This is a genomic window from Prosthecobacter fluviatilis (assembly GCF_042655725.1).
GTDB classification, from domain to species: domain Bacteria; phylum Verrucomicrobiota; class Verrucomicrobiia; order Verrucomicrobiales; family Verrucomicrobiaceae; genus Prosthecobacter; species Prosthecobacter fluviatilis.
The window spans coordinates 174,210-189,341 of record NZ_JBHSMQ010000003.1; the positions used below are offsets into that span (position 1 = coordinate 174,210).

General features: G+C 61.2%; 12 protein-coding genes. 8 read left to right on the top strand and 4 right to left on the bottom strand.

All coding sequences use genetic code 11. The features are described 5' to 3' along the window. Window positions 1-27 precede the first annotated feature (27 nt). Window positions 28-2,448 (top strand): protein translocase subunit SecD, encoded by a 2,421-nt coding sequence (gene secD, locus ACFQDI_RS09545; RefSeq protein ID WP_377165844.1) that lies wholly within the window; start codon window positions 28-30, stop codon window positions 2,446-2,448. A gap of 383 nt (window positions 2,449-2,831) precedes the next feature. Here the strand turns inward: secD and ACFQDI_RS09550 are convergent, their stop codons facing one another. Continuing rightward, entirely contained in the window at window positions 2,832-3,707 is an 876-nt protein-coding gene (locus ACFQDI_RS09550) for a L,D-transpeptidase (protein WP_377165846.1), read from the bottom strand. A 58-nt stretch (window positions 3,708-3,765) separates the two neighbouring features. Further along, on the bottom strand, window positions 3,766-4,419 hold the full coding sequence (locus ACFQDI_RS09555) for an HAD family hydrolase (RefSeq protein ID WP_377165848.1): 654 nt from the start codon (window positions 4,417-4,419) through the stop codon (window positions 3,766-3,768). 51 nt (window positions 4,420-4,470) lie between these two features. Here ACFQDI_RS09555 and ACFQDI_RS09560 point away from each other — a divergent pair, with 51 nt between their 5' ends. Together ACFQDI_RS09560 and folP are read left to right on the top strand one after the other, a co-directional pair. After that, a complete protein-coding gene (locus ACFQDI_RS09560) occupies window positions 4,471-5,301 on the top strand; it encodes a histidinol-phosphatase HisJ family protein (RefSeq protein ID WP_377165850.1) in 831 nt (276 codons plus the stop codon). Next, window positions 5,298-6,146 (top strand): dihydropteroate synthase, encoded by an 849-nt coding sequence (gene folP, locus ACFQDI_RS09565; RefSeq protein WP_377165852.1) that lies wholly within the window; start codon window positions 5,298-5,300, stop codon window positions 6,144-6,146. Before ACFQDI_RS09560 ends, folP begins: the two co-directional genes overlap by 4 nt. A gap of 86 nt (window positions 6,147-6,232) precedes the next feature. Here the strand turns inward: folP and ACFQDI_RS09570 are convergent, their stop codons facing one another. Beyond that, window positions 6,233-8,035 (bottom strand): hypothetical protein, encoded by a 1,803-nt coding sequence (locus ACFQDI_RS09570; RefSeq protein WP_377165854.1) that lies wholly within the window; start codon window positions 8,033-8,035, stop codon window positions 6,233-6,235. A gap of 103 nt (window positions 8,036-8,138) precedes the next feature. Between ACFQDI_RS09570 and ACFQDI_RS09575 the strand changes: the two genes are divergently transcribed. Continuing rightward, window positions 8,139-9,041, top strand: a complete 903-nt coding sequence (locus tag ACFQDI_RS09575; RefSeq protein ID WP_377165856.1) for a phosphatidylserine decarboxylase — start codon at window positions 8,139-8,141, stop codon at window positions 9,039-9,041. Here the strand turns inward: ACFQDI_RS09575 and ACFQDI_RS09580 are convergent. Then, on the bottom strand, window positions 9,026-9,919 hold the full coding sequence (locus tag ACFQDI_RS09580; RefSeq protein ID WP_377165858.1) for a tyrosine recombinase: 894 nt from the start codon (window positions 9,917-9,919) through the stop codon (window positions 9,026-9,028). The genes ACFQDI_RS09575 and ACFQDI_RS09580 overlap by 16 nt on opposite strands. Before the next feature lie 87 nt (window positions 9,920-10,006). Between ACFQDI_RS09580 and ACFQDI_RS09585 the strand changes: the two genes are divergently transcribed. From ACFQDI_RS09585 to ACFQDI_RS09600, 4 genes are all read left to right on the top strand, one after another. Next, window positions 10,007-10,585 (top strand): single-stranded DNA-binding protein, encoded by a 579-nt coding sequence (locus ACFQDI_RS09585; protein WP_377165860.1) that lies wholly within the window; start codon window positions 10,007-10,009, stop codon window positions 10,583-10,585. 71 nt (window positions 10,586-10,656) lie between these two features. Further along, complete coding sequence (locus ACFQDI_RS09590; RefSeq protein ID WP_377165862.1) at window positions 10,657-12,879, top strand: DUF1549 and DUF1553 domain-containing protein; 2,223 nt, start codon at window positions 10,657-10,659, stop codon at window positions 12,877-12,879. A 412-nt stretch (window positions 12,880-13,291) separates the two neighbouring features. Continuing rightward, on the top strand, window positions 13,292-13,870 hold the full coding sequence (locus tag ACFQDI_RS09595; RefSeq protein ID WP_377165864.1) for a hypothetical protein: 579 nt from the start codon (window positions 13,292-13,294) through the stop codon (window positions 13,868-13,870). Window positions 13,871-13,958: 88 nt separating this feature from the next. Then, window positions 13,959-15,083 (top strand): SGNH/GDSL hydrolase family protein, encoded by a 1,125-nt coding sequence (locus ACFQDI_RS09600; RefSeq protein ID WP_377165866.1) that lies wholly within the window; start codon window positions 13,959-13,961, stop codon window positions 15,081-15,083. The last annotated feature ends 49 nt before the right edge of the window (window positions 15,084-15,132 follow it).

Consider the following 15,132-nt stretch of genomic DNA (forward strand, 5'->3'; position numbering starts at 1 on the left):
TTTCCCAACCCACCAGCCCCACTGTTCATGAATCCCTTCGCCACCTTCTTTGTCGGTGCCACTCTCCTGATGATGCTGCTCGTCTATGTCGGCACCGCCGTTCACAAGACCAAGCGCTGGGTGGGTACGCTTCTCGTCGCGCTCACCGCCTTCTCCTCCATCTACACGGTGAAGGCGATGAAGCTGCAGCTCGGCATCGACCTCCAGGGAGGAAGTGAGTTCATCGTTCAGCTTGCCCCGGGCAAGAACGACGACGGAAGCCCCAAGGCCGTGACCAGCAGCGACGTGCAGCAGGCGATCGCCATCCTGGAAAGACGCCTCAATCCCGACGCCTCGAAAGACCTGACCCTCCAGCCTGAAGGCACTGACAGGATCGTCGTTCAGATGCCCGGCATCACAGAAGAGGAGATCAAGGAAGTGCGGAAAACCATCCAGACAGTGGCCCACCTGGAATTCCGCAGGGTCCATCCTGACAGTCAGGCCAAGCTTGAGCAGATCAAAGCCCGTGGCGGCATCAAGGAACCAGGGTGGATCGAGATGCCCTACAGCACTCCCATCACGGCCAAAGACGGCTCCGTCATCAACCGCTCCGAACTCGTCCGCGACGTGCCGGACATCGAAGGCAAATACGTTTCCAAAGCTTTCCGCACCGTCGATGCAGAAGGCAACAAGGTGGCGCTCCAGTTCAACAGCGAGGGTGCCAAGCTTTTTGATGAACTTGCCGCGGTGCACTACCAGCATGAAATGGCCATCATCGTGGACGGCCAGATTCACTCCGCACCCCGTCTGCAGGCCAAGCAGTTCGGCGGCAGGGCGGAAATTTCCGGTGGCGGCGGCAAAGGCTTCTCCCAGCAGGAGGCTGACACGCTGGCCACACTGCTGAGCAATCCGTTGCAGAACCCGATGAAGATCCTTTCCGAGAGCTCGGTTTCTTCTGCCTACGGCCAGTCCTCGATCGACCAGGGCAAGTGGATCGGCATCGCCGCGCTGATCATCACCACCTGCTTCATGATGTTCATCTACCGCCTAGCCGGCATCGTGGCCATTGTGGGCCTCATCATCAACATTGCGATCCTTTTCGGCGCCATGGCCCTGTTTGGCTTCACACTCACCATGCCGGGCATCGCCGGTGTCGTGCTCACCATCGGGATGGCGGTGGACGCAAACGTGCTGATCTACGAGCGTCTGCGTGAAGAAATGGAGGCAGGCAAGACCTTCGCAGCCGCCCTGGAAGCCGCCTATGACAAGGCATTCTCCGCCATTGCCGACTCCAACGTCACCACCCTCATCTCCGCCATCATCCTTTTCGTCATCTCCGGCGGCCTGGTCAAAGGCTTTGCCGTCACCCTGATGGTTGGTTTGATCTCCTCGATGATCGGCGCCCTGATCGTCACACGCGTGATCTTCATGTGGGTCGTGGACAAGGGCATCCTGCACAAGATTCACACGACCAAGATCATCCCGGACAAGGTGTTCGACATCCTTTCATCTGCTCCGAAGTTCATCATCGCCTCGCTCGTTGTCACCGCCATCTCCTTCGGCACTCTTGCTTACAAAGGCAGCTCCAGCTTTGGCATCGACTTCCGCGGCGGCAGCCGTGTGGATGTGACACTGGCCAAGGGCAAGGACATCCCCGACACTGAATTTGACGCCCTCTTCAAAGGGCTTAAGCAGGAGAACGGCAGCGATCTCGGCAGCTATTACATTCAGCGCAAGAATGACGCCACCGGAGCGGTCAATCTGAGCATCCGCTGCGAAGAGCTCAGCGGAACGGCCATTCAGCACGCCATCAATGGAAAATGGAAGAGTGACATCGTCGCTGGCACCAGCATCGCGACTGTAGGTTCAGTCATCGGAGACGAACTCGCCAAGCAGTCGTTCTGGGCAATGCTCATCGCATTGGTTGCCATCTTTGGGTATCTGATGATGCGCTACGAAGTCGCCTTCGCCCTGGGTGCCATCATCGCCCTTTTCCATGACGTGCTCATGGTCCCCGGCCTTTGCGTGCTGTTTGGCCAGGAGCTGAGCATCATCCATGTGGGCGCACTGCTCACCATCGCCGGTTACTCCATCAATGACACCATCGTCGTGTTTGACCGAATCCGTGAAACCATTCAGAAGGGCACGGGCGGCAGCATGCGCGACATGATGAACGAGGCCATCTGCAAGACCCTCTCCCGAACGCTCCTCACCGGCCCGACCGCCCTCGCGCCGATGGTTGTGCTGCTCTTCCTTGGCAATCCCGCCATGCTTGAGTTTGCCATGCCGATCACGATCGGTGTTCTGCTCGGCACCTACTCCTCCATCTTCATCGCCTCACCGCTGGTGCTGTGGTACGCGAGGAAGTCCGGCACCAGCCTCAAGCGCCAGGTGCTCGATGCCCAGATCGAGCAGATGAAGGGCGCACAGGCGGTCGCTGCAGCAGCCGCGGCTGCCAGCAAAAAGTAACCCTGAAGTCTTCACGAACCTTGGCTGGAATTTCGTTTCTGGCCGCTCCTGCGGCAAGATGGTCCCCTGGGCCAGCCTTGCCTCGGGAGGAGAGGTGGGCAGTCATAGCTGCAGCAGGTTGGTTTCTCAAATGACCTGTGAGACATGCAGGAGCCAGTCAAGGATGACAGAGGTTCCTGAGTGAAAGCAGCAACTGGCTGCAGTCTGGATTTTGCATCGGGCCGCGAAACTCAGGTCCGTCTGCGAGACCGGTTTCACCATACAGCCACGCGCTGCGCGGGCGGCCAGCCTTGGTCACAAACATGAGCTGGCCTGCGTCTGGCCATCACAAAAGTTAAGGGCGGCATTTCTGCCGCCCCCTTCTTGACCGAGCTTGCTGCCGTTTAGTTATTCACGGGTGGCACCGGATTGACAGGCTCTGCCGGTTTCACTTCAACCGGTGGCGAGGCAGGCGTGCCCGGAGGTGCTCCTAGCGGAGGCGTCGTCCCCGCAGGTGGCGTCACGACTCCGCCCTTGGGTCCGTTGGGATCATCCGGGGCCAGCGAAGTAGCGGCTGCGGCCGCAGCGGCCGCTTCTTCAGCTTTCTTTTTCGACGCAGCCAGCTTTGCAGCGTTGGCTTTCGCCTTTTCAGCCGATTGCTTGAGGTAGGTCGCATAATCCGGCCCGTTGCCTGTGATGGTGACCGGTGTACCAACGGCGGTATGCTCAAACAGGATGGGTGCCATTTTGGATGGCAGACGGATGCAGCCATGCGAAGCACGCCGTCCGGGCTTTGGAATCGGGCCGATGTGCATGCCGACGCCGTCGCCGGTGAGGCGCATGAAGTAGGTCATCTTGGCGGGTTCAAAATGGCCGCCTTCCGGCAGCAGATCACGGCCCTGTTTGAAGTCGGAGTTCACCAGCTTGCCGTCTTTGTCGAAGCCCTTGCCGTAGAGATTCGAGACCTTGTCTTTCACCTTCTCAAGGATTTTGAAGTTCCCTGTGGGTGTCGGAAAGCTGGGAATGCCGCTGGCGAAGTAGGTCCAGCCGACAAGATCTCTGCCGCTGTAGAGCATGGCACGCTGCACATCCACATTGATGACCATGCTCGTGATGGGCTTGTTCCCGCCGCTCCACTCACCCGGGTATTTCCACACTTCCTTAACCGGTTCAGGCGGAGGTGCCGGCGGCTTTTTGCGAAACAGCTGACAGGAGGCAAGCAACACCGTACCGAGAAGAAGTGCGGCACGCGTCAGGGAAAGGGAGGTTTGAAATTTCACAGCGCCCCGACACTAACGGACCTCCACCAGCGCTCAAGTACCAGCGGAAACTATATTTTTAGCAAAGATCGAACAAATCCGCAGCCCGGGAAATAAGCACCTCCGCCCCGCACTCGCGCAGCTCCGCCTCGCTGCGAAATCCCCAGCGCACGCCCACCGCACGCATGCCGCTGCTTCGGGCAAACTGCATGTCGATGCCCGAGTCTCCCACATAGGCCATTTCGTTCGTCTGCAGCCCCAGAAAGGCCGCCATCTCGTGCGCGCCTGCAGGATCCGGCTTACGAGGCACTTCGGCGCGCTGGCCCAGGATGTGGTCAAACACCTGCGTCCCAAAGAAATGCTCCGTCATCGGCACGGTAAAGCGGTGAGACTTGTTCGAAATGACGCCCAGTTTCATCCCACGCAGCTTCATTTCCGCCAGCATCTCCACGATGCCCTCATACGGCCGTGTCTGCTCATGCCAGAGAAGATCATACTGCGCCCGATATTCCTCGGTACAGACCTTGATCAGCGCCTCGCTGCGCACCGCCTCCGGCAGTGCACGCTCCACCAGTTTTTCCATCCCGTCTCCCACCATCTGCTTAAACACCCCCTGCTCGCAACGCGGATACCCCCGCGCGTCCAGCATGCGGTTGATGGATTCCGCGATGTCCGCGAGCGAGTCGATCAGCGTGCCGTCGAGGTCGAAAATGAAGGCTTGGAGTTTGGCCATGCCTCTCTCATGCCCGCGAAATGCGGTGCGATCAACTTGCCAGCTCGCCCAATGCAGCGAAAAACTCCCATGCTCACCGACTACCACACGCACACGCCGCTCTGTCTGCATGCCGAGGGCAACCCCATCGACTACGCACGGCACGCCCGGAGCATCGGCCTCGCGGAGATCGGCCTCTCCGACCACAACCCCATGCCGGAGATCTATGACAACTGGCGCATGCCGCTCTCCGACCTGCCGCGCTACTTTGATCTGGTGAACGAAGCCCGTGCGGCGCTGCCGGATTTCCCCATCCGCCTCGCCCTCGAGTGCGACCACATCGAGGGTTATCAAAAGTGGATCGATGAAACCGCCGCCATGGCCGAATGGGACTACCTCATCGGCAGCGTGCATTACATCCACGACGGCATTGCCGTGGACGACCCCCAGCACGTCTCCCGCTGGCGAACGGCTTCCGACATTGAGCACATGTGGGGCATGTACTGGAAACTCTACGAGCAGATGATCCGTACCCGCCAGTTCGACTTCCACGCCCACCCCGACCTCGCCAAGCGCTTCGGTCTCCGACCCTCCGGCGATTTGCGCCACTACTACGAGCCCGTCATCCAGGCATTGGTGGATACCGATGGCATTCTGGAAGTCAGCACTGCCGGCCTGCGTAAAGACGTGCGCGAGATCTACCCCGCCCGCGAGATGCTCGAGATGGCCTTTGCAGCCAAAGTCCCCATCGTCATCAACTCAGACGCCCACATTCCCACGGACGTGGGCGTGGACTTCAACCAGGCTCTCAATCTGGTCCGCAGCGTCGGTTACACCACCACCGTCCGCTTTGAGAAACGCCAGCGCAAGGTGGTCCCTCTGCCGGAGGCCTGGCCGCTATGATCCTCCAAGCCCGCCAGCACCGCATTGAGTTCCCCCGCCGACCGCTGGTGATGGGCATCATCAACATCAACGACGACTCCTTCTGCGGAGACGGTACCCTGGACCCCACGCTGGCGCTCGCACAGGCCAAACAGCAGCTTCAGGAAGGTGCGGACATCATCGACATCGGCGCGGAAAGTGCCCGCACCAACCGCGAGCCCATCAGCGTTCAGGAGGAGATCGACCGCCTGCTGCCTTTCCTCGAAAAATGGCCGGAGCTCGGCTCCCGCTTCAACTCACCGCTGCTCTCCATCAACACCTGGCGCAGCGATGTCATCGCCGAGGTGCTGCCTCGTGGGGGCGACCTCATCAATGACATCAGCGGCCTGCCGGATGCCTTCAACGCCAAGCTCTGCGCGGAGCACAATGCCGGTCTTCTGATCATGCACAGCGTCGGCCAGCCCAAGGTGCCGCACACGCATGTGCAGTATGGCAGCATCATGGACACGCTGGACCACTTCTTCACCCAGCGCCTCGTGCTGGCGGAGAGTGTGGGCCTGCCGCGCGAAAACATCGTGCTCGATCCCGGCATCGACTTCGCCAAACAGAAAGACGACAACCTCACGATCTACCGCGATCTCCAGCGCCTTCACCGCTTCGAGCGCCCCATCCTGCTGCCGGTGTCACGCAAAACGGTCATCGGCGATGTGCTGGGCATCCCGGCCTTGGAACGCGATGCAGGCACTCAGGCATGCATCGCCGCAGGCATGCACCGGGGTGCGCAGATCTTCCGTGTACACAACGTCAAAGCCGCCGTGCAGACGGTGAAGATGCTCTGGGCCGTGGAAAGCACTCGCGCGCGCTAGCTCGCTCTGGGAAACGCCAGTACGCCGCACAAAAACAAGGCCGCGCTGACCGCGCGGCCTTGCCAGATGAACTCTGAAAACGTTGCTTATTGGGCAGCCTCTTCTTCAGCCGAGGATTTTGCCAGCTCGGTTTCGGCCTCTTCCGCCAGCACTGTTTCCTCGATGGATTCTTCCGTCGGAGGTTCTTTCAGCGCAGGCTCAGCCTCGGGTGCCGGTTGTTCTCCGACCACTTCGACCTTGGCAGGCTCTTCGGCTGGCGGAGATGCCAGCGCCACTTCAGCTTCCTCGGCCATCGCTTCTTCCGCCAGAGACTCCTCCACCGGAGCTGACTCCTGTGCAGGTTCAGCAGACGGCTTGGGCGCAGCCTCCTTGTCAGCAGCGCCTTCCTTTTTCGCGGCTGCGGGCTCGCCCTGCACGCCGAGGAAGACCATGCCGTCGCTGTATTCGATAACGTAGCCTTCGTTGGCGAGCCAGCGAATGTCTTTGATGACGGCAATCTGCTCGTCCGTGGGGTGCTTCGGCGCGTCGGGAGCCGTACCAGCCGGGGCTTCGGGAGACGGCACGATGGCTTCCACCAGCTTCTGCATGGGCATGCCATGGCTGACCTTCAGCTGCTCCACGATCTGAGCAAGACGGTCTGAGAAAACCATGCCAGGCTCGATGGCGCGCGGCTTCACACGGCAGACGAACTGCTTGCCGGCACGACGCTTGAAAAGCTTCAAGCCACGGCGTTCCAGCCCGGCACCGAGCTTCTGGGAAATTTCAAACAGATGCTTCCGCGCCGCATCCACCGCCTGGCGCAGCATGATGAAAAAGACATGCGCGAGCTTCTGCTTGTCGATGTTTCCTGGCACGGTGGCGTCACGCACCTCAATGACGGCGTCGTTGCCAAAGGTGAGGCGGAAATGCGCCTCCATGTCGGCACGGGAGCTCAGCGCGAGCGGCTCACCGCCCTCGGGCACTTCGCCCTTGAGGCACACCCAGCGGCGGCCTTTGCTCATGTTTTCCTTCCACTTTGCGACAAGCTCGGGGTTGGACTCCACACGGATGCGACGCTTGAAGTCTTCGAGCGGCATGTTCGAGAAACGCTCGCGATGCAGCCGGATGACGCCGGTCTGGTAGCTGTGGTGGCTCGGCGGTGCGATGATCTCGCCGCTCATGCCACAGACGGCCACGGAGGCAAACTCGCCTTTAGGCGCTTCGAGCTCGATCTCCTCCACACGGTAAAACTCATCCAGTGCGGCACTGCGCAGCACATGGTTGAGCGCTTCATCACGTGAAAGGAAGAGACTGCCGTCCGCTGGCACATGGTAGAGGCCCGTGGCACGCTCCTCCGCACAGCGGAAGCGCACCATAAAGCGGTCACCGCCAGCCAGAAGGAGGCGTGAGGCGTCGAACATGCTGAACGCATGCCCCGTCTGGCGCACGTGCGAGGCGAGGGCATCCACCGCCTTGTCCTCAGGGAAAATGGTGATCTGCACGTCCTTCGGAATCTCCACCCACTCACGCTGCGGGGGGCCGGAGCGGTCGCGATCTCCGAAGCGGCGCGGGGGGCCTCGGCGGTCATCACCCTCACGGCGCGGCGGGCCGCCTTCTCCACGAGGGCGGAAACCGCCGCCCCCTGCCGGACGCGGACCACCGCCAGGGCCATCGCGGCGCGGAGGCGGGCCACGGCGATCATCACGGCCTCCGAATCCGCCACCACCGCCACGGCGGTCATCACGGCCACCGCGCTGCGGGCGGTCTTCTGCATCGGCGTAGCGTTGCTTTATCTTGTCTTCCTTGCCGAACTCGCCCACCCATGCAGGCATCAGTTTCAAATCGGAAAGGTCAACCAAGCCGCTGGATTTTGACGGCTGGTTGTCGGGGCTGGCTTCGGTTTCGGTCATACGTTTCAGGCTGGAAGGGGCCGCGACTATGCCTCGAATCAGCATTGTCGCCAGTTTTGTTCGTGTGGCGTTTTCTTGGCTTGGCATTATGTGAACAAGTCCCATGCCAGCAACACCCATCACTTTTTTCAATCGGCTCACCGGCCGGCTCGAAACAGAAGCCGTTTATGGGGAGGGTTTTCTGCGCTTCACCTATGAGAACCCGCTGGGAGCCCTGCCGCTGCATGCGCTGGTGAAAAGGGCGGCTTTTTCCCGCTGGTATGGACGCCGTATGGACGCCCCGGCCAGCCGGGCAAAAATCGCCCCGTTTCTGGCCTCCTACGGAGTGGACATCGGCGAATTCGCCGATGCCCCGGACTCCTTCCGCACCTTCAACGAATTCTTTTACCGCAAGCTCAAGCCGCAGGCCAGGCCCACAGCCCCGGGAGACGATGTCATCTGCCTCCCTGCGGACGGCCGCCACTTGGTCCTGCCGGACATCACCCGTTGTGACGACTTTTTCATCAAAGGCACCCGCTTTGACCTCTCCGCGCTGCTCAGAGACGCTGGCTTGGCCGAACGCTTTGGCCACGGCAGCATGCTGATCTCCCGCCTGTGCCCGGTGGACTACCACCGCTTTCACTTTCCCTGCGCAGGCACCCCGGGAGCCGCCCGCCTGATCAACGGCCCCCTGTATTCGGTGAGCCCCATCGCCCTGCGCCGCCGCGCCAGCATCCACTGGGAAAACAAACGTGAAATCACCCTCCTGCGCAGCGCGGGGCTGGGCGATGTGCTGCTGCTGGAGGTGGGCGCCACCTGTGTCGGCTCGATCATGCAAACCTACACGCCGGAGACCCCGGTCCAAAAGGGGGCCGAGAAAGGTTACTTCCGCTTCGGCGGCTCGTGCTTCATCACGATCTTTGAGCCTGGCAAAATAAGGTTCTCGGACGATTTGCTCGAACACAGCAGGGCCGGCCGCGAGGTGTATGCCCGCATGGGAGACGTTGCGGCTCATGCCCTCGGGTGAAACCGCCGGTGCACCTCCTTGAGCCGTGCCTGATCCACATGCGTGTAAATTTGTGTGGTTGAGATGTCTGCATGGCCGAGCATTTCCTGGATCACGCGCAGGTCTGCGCCGTTGTTCAGCAGGTGCGTGGCAAAGCTGTGCCGCAGCAGGTGAGGGTGAACGCGGGCGGGGTCCAGGCCGCAAAGTGCGGCACGCTCCTTCACGATCTGCTGGATGCGGGCGGTCGTCAGCCTGGCACCATGACGCGAGATGAAGATGTGGCTCTGGGTTTTAGGCCCCACCAATTCCGGACGCGCATGCTGCACATAGGCTGCGATCGCCTCCCGTGCCGCGCCGCCTACGGGGCAAAGCCGGGTTTTGCCCCCCTTGCCAGTCACACGGATCCAGCCCTCCTCCAGGCTGAGATTTTCCAGCCGAGCATCCGCCAGCTCTGACAGGCGCACGCCGCTGGCGTAAAACAGCTCCAAAATCGCCCGGTCCCGCCGGTCCAGCGGGGCCGTGCCGTTCACGGACTCGACGAGGCTGCGCACATCCTGCTCGTTCAAGGAGTCTGGCAGGCGCTTTTCCTGCCGGGGCGGCAGAATGGGGTCGGCAGGGTCGGCAGCAATGACCCGCCGGGCTGTGAGCCAGCGGAAAAAAATTTTGAGGGCGATGAGCTCGACCCTCGCAGAAGAGGCCGCCACGCCGTCTTTCTTGCGCTGGGCCAGGTAGCCGCTCAGGTGGTCCGTCGTCACAGCCGCCGCAGCTGCGGCGTCATGTGTGGTCTGGAACCACGAGGCAAAGGCCTCCAGCACCCGCCGCACCAGCAGTTGGTAGTTCGTGGACAGACCCCGCTCGGTCGCCAGGTGGAGAATGAAGCCGTCAATGAGTTCCTGCATCGGTCCTCAGCATGGCACGGGTTTGCGCGTCACGAGAATGACAAAATTCTTGCCCTCCGGCACGGGGGGCGGCAAAGATGCCCCATTATGGCCTCCTACAACAAAGTCATGCTCATCGGCAATCTGACCCGCGACCCCGAAGTGCGCTACACGCCCAAGGGCAGTGCGGTCTGTGACATCGGTCTCGCCGTGAACCGTGTGTACACCTCCGACAGCGGCGAAAAGGTGGAGGAAGTGACCTTTGTGGACGTCGTGCTCTGGGCCAAGATGGCCGAACTCGCCGGCAAGTACCTGCACAAAGGCCGCCCGGTCTTCATCGAAGGCCGCCTGCAGATGGATTCCTGGGAGGACAAGCAGACCGGCCAGAAGCGCACCCGCATGCGCGTCGTAGGCGAGCAGATGCAGTTCCTCGGCAGCCCTGGTGGCGACCGCGCTCCTTCCGGTGGTGGCGGTGGTGATGACGAAGGTGGCTACTCCGGAGGCGGCGGCGGTTATGGTGGCGGTGGCGGCGGTTACAATCGTCCCCAGCAGTCCCGCCCGGCCCAGCGCCCGGCCCCCCAGCAGCAGCGCCCGGCTCAGCGTCCGGCAACGCCACCCCAGCAGCATGATGACTTCGGTGAAGGCCCGATCACTGACGGCATGGAAGATGATGACATTCCGTTTTGAGAAATCGCGCCGGTGTTTTTGCCCGGCCTGATTGGAAGACTGTCTGCCCGGGAGCCGTTATTTGCGGCCCTGTGAACTGCTCCATTCCCAGCTTAGTCGGTGCTTGCATCACCCTTGCTTTGTCGTCTGCGGTGTCTGCCGCCGAGGCCGTGTCCTTCCGCAATGATGTGATGGCCGCCATCTCGAAAGCAGGGTGCAACCTGGGTACCTGCCATGGGAATGCGACGGGCAAGGGCGGGTTCAAGCTCTCTCTGCGTGGCCAGGATCCCGATTTCGATTTTAAGGCGCTCGCCCGTGACGTCTCGGGCCGCCGCGTGAATTTGTTCGCCCCGGAGCGCAGCCTGCTGCTGGTGAAAGGATCCAACCAGATCGCTCACGAAGGGGGCAGGAAGCTCGACCCAAAGACCTGGGAGTACCAGGTGCTGCGGGACTGGATAGCCGCAGGAATGCCGCGTGCTGACAGCGACGCCCCTGAAGTCATCAAGCTGACTGTCACCCCCTCCGAACTCGTCTTGGACGAGCCACAGGACAGGGTGCAGATCAAAGTGCAGGCGTCATTTGCCAATGGCTCGCAGCGTGACGTCACCGAGCGCTCCATCTACGAGCCACTGCAAAACGGCCTCGTGGAGGTGAGCCGCAGCGGCCTGGTCAGGCGCCTGCAATTTGGCGAACCTGGCGTGCTGGTCCGTTACCTGAACCATTCTGTGCCAGTACGGCTGACTTTTGTCAAAGCCAGCCCCGCCTTCACCTGGAGCCATCCGCTTCCCGGCAACTACATCGATTCGCACATTTTCAGCAAACTCCGGACTCTGCGCATGAACCCCAGCGCGCTCTGCAGCGATGAGGTCTTCATACGCCGTGCCTGGCTAGACCTCTGCGGCATGATCCCGCCCGCAGATGAAGCACGCGCCTTTGAAGCCGACACTCACCGCGACAAACGTGCTCGTTTGATCGACCGGCTCATGGTCCGGCCTGAGTTTGCAGATTACTGGACTCTGAAATGGTCTGACGTCCTGAAGGTGGAATCTCGCACTCTGGACACCAAGGGGCTGCGGGCATTCCATGGCTGGATTCGCAGCTGCATCGCGAGCAACCGCCCTGTCAATGACATGGTGCGTGCGATGCTCGCCTCACGCGGCAGCACCTACCATGAGCCCGAGACGAACTTTTACCGCGCCAACCGCACCCCCGAGCTGCGCGCCACCACTGCGGCGCAGGTATTTCTGGGCACCCGCCTCCAATGCGCACAGTGCCACAACCACCCCTTTGACCGCTGGACCCAGGATGACTACTACAACTGGTCGGCAGTCTTCGCCCGGGTGGACTACAAGATACTCGAAGACATCAAGCCGCGTGACAAGAGCGACAAGCATGAGTTCAACGGGGAGCAGGTTGTCTTTCTGAATGCAAAGCTGAATCTCCAAAATCCGCGCACGGGCGAGAAGGCGCAGGCCCGGTTCCTCGGAGCTGACATGCCCAGGCTGGCCGAAAAAGAGGACGAACTGCAGGCGGCTGCAAACTGGCTGACAAGCCCGCAGCATCCCCTCTTCGCCAAAGCCCAGGCCAACCGCATCTGGTACCACCTCATGGGCCATGGTCTGGTCGATCCTGTGGATGACATGCGGCTCACCAATCCTGCCAGTCATCCCCAGCTTCTCGAAGAACTCGCCCAGGATCTTGTCCGCAGCGGTTTTGATCTGCGCCATCTCATCCGCACCATCATGCTGAGCCGCACCTATCAGCTGGACAGCACTCCGACCCAGACCAACGCCGCTGACCTCCTCAATTACTCCCATCACCTGCCCCGTCGCCTTAGTGCCGAACAGCTCCTGGATTCTCTTTACTCAGCACTGCGCGTGACCCCGGATTTCAATGGCTGGGAACGCGGCACCCGTGCCAGCCAGATCCCCGGCCCTGCCAATGGCCGTGGCGGTCCCGCTCCCATGTCGCCCGAGGCCTTCTTGGCTCAATTTGGCCGTCCCAAACGCGAACTGAGCTGCGAGTGCGAGCGCACCGCAGATACCTCCATCGGCCAGATCTTCCAGTTCGTCAGCGGTCCCGTGGTCAGCAACGCAGTCTCCCAGAAATACAACCGGCTTCACTCCCTGGCCAAAAATGCAGACAACGGCGCCGTCATACGGGATCTCTACTGGGCTGTTCTTACCCGGGCACCCAACGCCGACGAGTCAAAAGTCATGGAAGCCCTTCTTGCCTCCGCCAAGGACCGGCGGCTTGCGCTGGAGGACATCGCCTGGAGCCTGGTAAACGCCAAGGAGTTTTTGCTTTGCAAGTAGGAAGCTCCTCCGCGGCAAATGTGCATGCCGGACGAATACAAAGATCGCATCTACGAAGGCGTGCGACGTATGGTTCATCTGGGATGAACCGTGTGACGATGTGTTTCATCGTCTGGAGGTCAATGGAATACCCGCCGCCAAGGCCCGGCAGATGTACGAAAAAGCGCGAGCTGAGCGGATGGCGCTCATCAGAGCCAGCTCCATTCAAAATGGCGGCGGCCGGACTTGGGCTGCTGCTTGTTGGGGGCGGCTTGCTGTTCGGATTTTCGCTCGGCCTGGGGGGGTGGTGATGCGACCGGTTCTGCTTTTAGGCGCGGTCGCAGGTGTGTTTGGCTTGTGGTGCTTTTCCAAGGGGCTGTTTTGAGTGGCCGTTACCACATGACAAAGCCCCGGCTCCGTGGCATAACGCAACATGAGCTCGACTTATCAGCGCCTCACACTGCTCCTTGCCAGCCTGCTCACAGCCGCCGCACTGGCCTCATGCACGGAAGGCAACCTCAGCCGTCTTCGCTACGTGCGCACGGGAGCCATCGGCATAGGTCCTACCGGGGATCTCCCGGGTGATCGTGCTCTGCCTCTTTTCAAATCTGATTCTCCTGAGGAGCTGCGTGTACATCAGGCGATACGCCGAGGTGTGGAGCGTGCTCTCAACGACAGCCGTGCCTTTGACTACGTGCCCTTCGCCAAGATGCAGCAGATTCCCCAGCGCCTGAATCCCTTCAATGAGCGTGCCGAGGTCAAAAAATTTGCTGCAGCCAACCATCTCAAAACCGTCATTCGTGTGTGGGCAACGCCCGATATGAGCCAGCAGAGTGTCAGTGTCGGCTTTCTGACTCACGCACGCAGCGGCAAAGCCATCGCCAGCAGTCTCGCCATGGCCCCGGGCCCTGTCCCACCGCTGAAAAACCCCGCCGCGCGCAGCTCTCTGCCGGCCTGGGAAAAAACTGCTTACGAGGCCACCAAAAAGGCCCTCGCGAAAGTGCGTGGCTGAAAAGCCTGCTTCATCCGCATCTATCAATGCCCTTGTCCCACGCGATTGACGTGAGAACAAGCATCTGTCCAACGTACAGATGCGCCTGATGAAACCAGCCATTCTACTCGCCCTCCTGGTCAGCACTTCGCTGCTCGCTCAAACCGCCCCTCCCAAAGCACCCGCGCCTGCCACCAAGCCCAAAGGCCCCACCATTCCTGCAGATGCGCAATGGCATGACGTGACCACCTGGGGCGTCGAAGGACGCGGCTGGGGGGACCAGGAGCGCAAGCGCTGGTTTGACCGCTTCCCCGCCAAGGCGGAAAAGACCGTCACTCCTGCCGTGTGGAGCCTCAGCCGCGACAGCGCGGGCATGATGGTCCGCTTCAAAACAGACGCCAAGGCCATCTACTGCCGCTACGATCTCTCCAAGGCCAACCTCGCTCTTCCCGCCATGCCCGCCACCGGTGTCAGCGGTCTCGACCTCTATGCACGCGACTCCAAAGGCGAGTGGCGCTGGGTCGCCTGCCCCAAGCCAGACAAGCAGCACGTCGAGACCATCATGATCAGCGACATCGCTCCAGGCGAACACGAATTCGCCGCCTACCTGCCGCTCTACAACGGGGTGGAAAAACTGGAGATCGGCGTTCCCGCTGGTGCCAAATTTGAAGGCCTCGCTCCGCGTCAAAAACCCATCGTCTTCTACGGCACCTCCATCACCCATGGCGCCAATGCCTCCCGCCCTGGCATGGTTCACACCGCCATCCTTGGCCGCCATCTGGACCGCCCGGTGATGAACCTCGGCTTCTCCGGCAACGGCAAGATGGACACCGCTGTGGGAGACCTTCTCAACGAACTCGACCCCGCCGCCATCGTCATCGACTGCCTGCCCAACATGGGCCCCGCAGACGTCACCGCCAAATGCGTGCCGCTCGTCAAGCAGCTCCGCTCCAAACACACCACCATCCCCATCATCCTCGTCGAAGACCGCCGCTTCACCAACTCCTGGATCACCCCCGGCAAGGCCAAATTCCACGACGACAACCATGCCGCCCTCAAGGCCGCCTACGAGCAGCTCAAGAAGGAAAAAGTCGCCAATCTCCACTACATCGGAGGAGACGCGCTCTACGGCACTGATGCCGAAGGCTCCAACGACGCCTCCCACGGCACCGACCTGGGCTTCCTCCGCCAGGCCGAAATCTTCGAGCCCGTGCTGCGCAAGGCGCTGAAGTAGGACATCTGTCTTCTCGAAATTCATCAAGGGCTGCATGGAACACACCATG

Excerpts from the sequence above, each read along its gene's own strand:
- ACFQDI_RS09585 (WP_377165860.1), top strand. The coding sequence starts at position 10,007 with ATGGCCTCCTACAACAAAGTCATGCTCATCGGCAATCTGACCCGCGAC.
- folP (WP_377165852.1), top strand. The coding sequence starts at position 5,298 with ATGATCCTCCAAGCCCGCCAGCACCGCATTGAGTTCCCCCGCCGACCG.
- ACFQDI_RS09600 (WP_377165866.1), top strand. The coding sequence starts at position 13,959 with ATGAAACCAGCCATTCTACTCGCCCTCCTGGTCAGCACTTCGCTGCTC.
- secD (WP_377165844.1), top strand. The coding sequence starts at position 28 with ATGAATCCCTTCGCCACCTTCTTTGTCGGTGCCACTCTCCTGATGATG.
- ACFQDI_RS09575 (WP_377165856.1), top strand. The coding sequence starts at position 8,139 with ATGCCAGCAACACCCATCACTTTTTTCAATCGGCTCACCGGCCGGCTC.
- ACFQDI_RS09570 (WP_377165854.1), bottom strand. The coding sequence starts at position 8,035 with ATGACCGAAACCGAAGCCAGCCCCGACAACCAGCCGTCAAAATCCAGC.
- ACFQDI_RS09560 (WP_377165850.1), top strand. The coding sequence starts at position 4,471 with ATGCAGCGAAAAACTCCCATGCTCACCGACTACCACACGCACACGCCG.
- ACFQDI_RS09580 (WP_377165858.1), bottom strand. The coding sequence starts at position 9,919 with ATGCAGGAACTCATTGACGGCTTCATTCTCCACCTGGCGACCGAGCGG.
- ACFQDI_RS09595 (WP_377165864.1), top strand. The coding sequence starts at position 13,292 with ATGAGCTCGACTTATCAGCGCCTCACACTGCTCCTTGCCAGCCTGCTC.
- ACFQDI_RS09555 (WP_377165848.1), bottom strand. The coding sequence starts at position 4,419 with ATGGCCAAACTCCAAGCCTTCATTTTCGACCTCGACGGCACGCTGATC.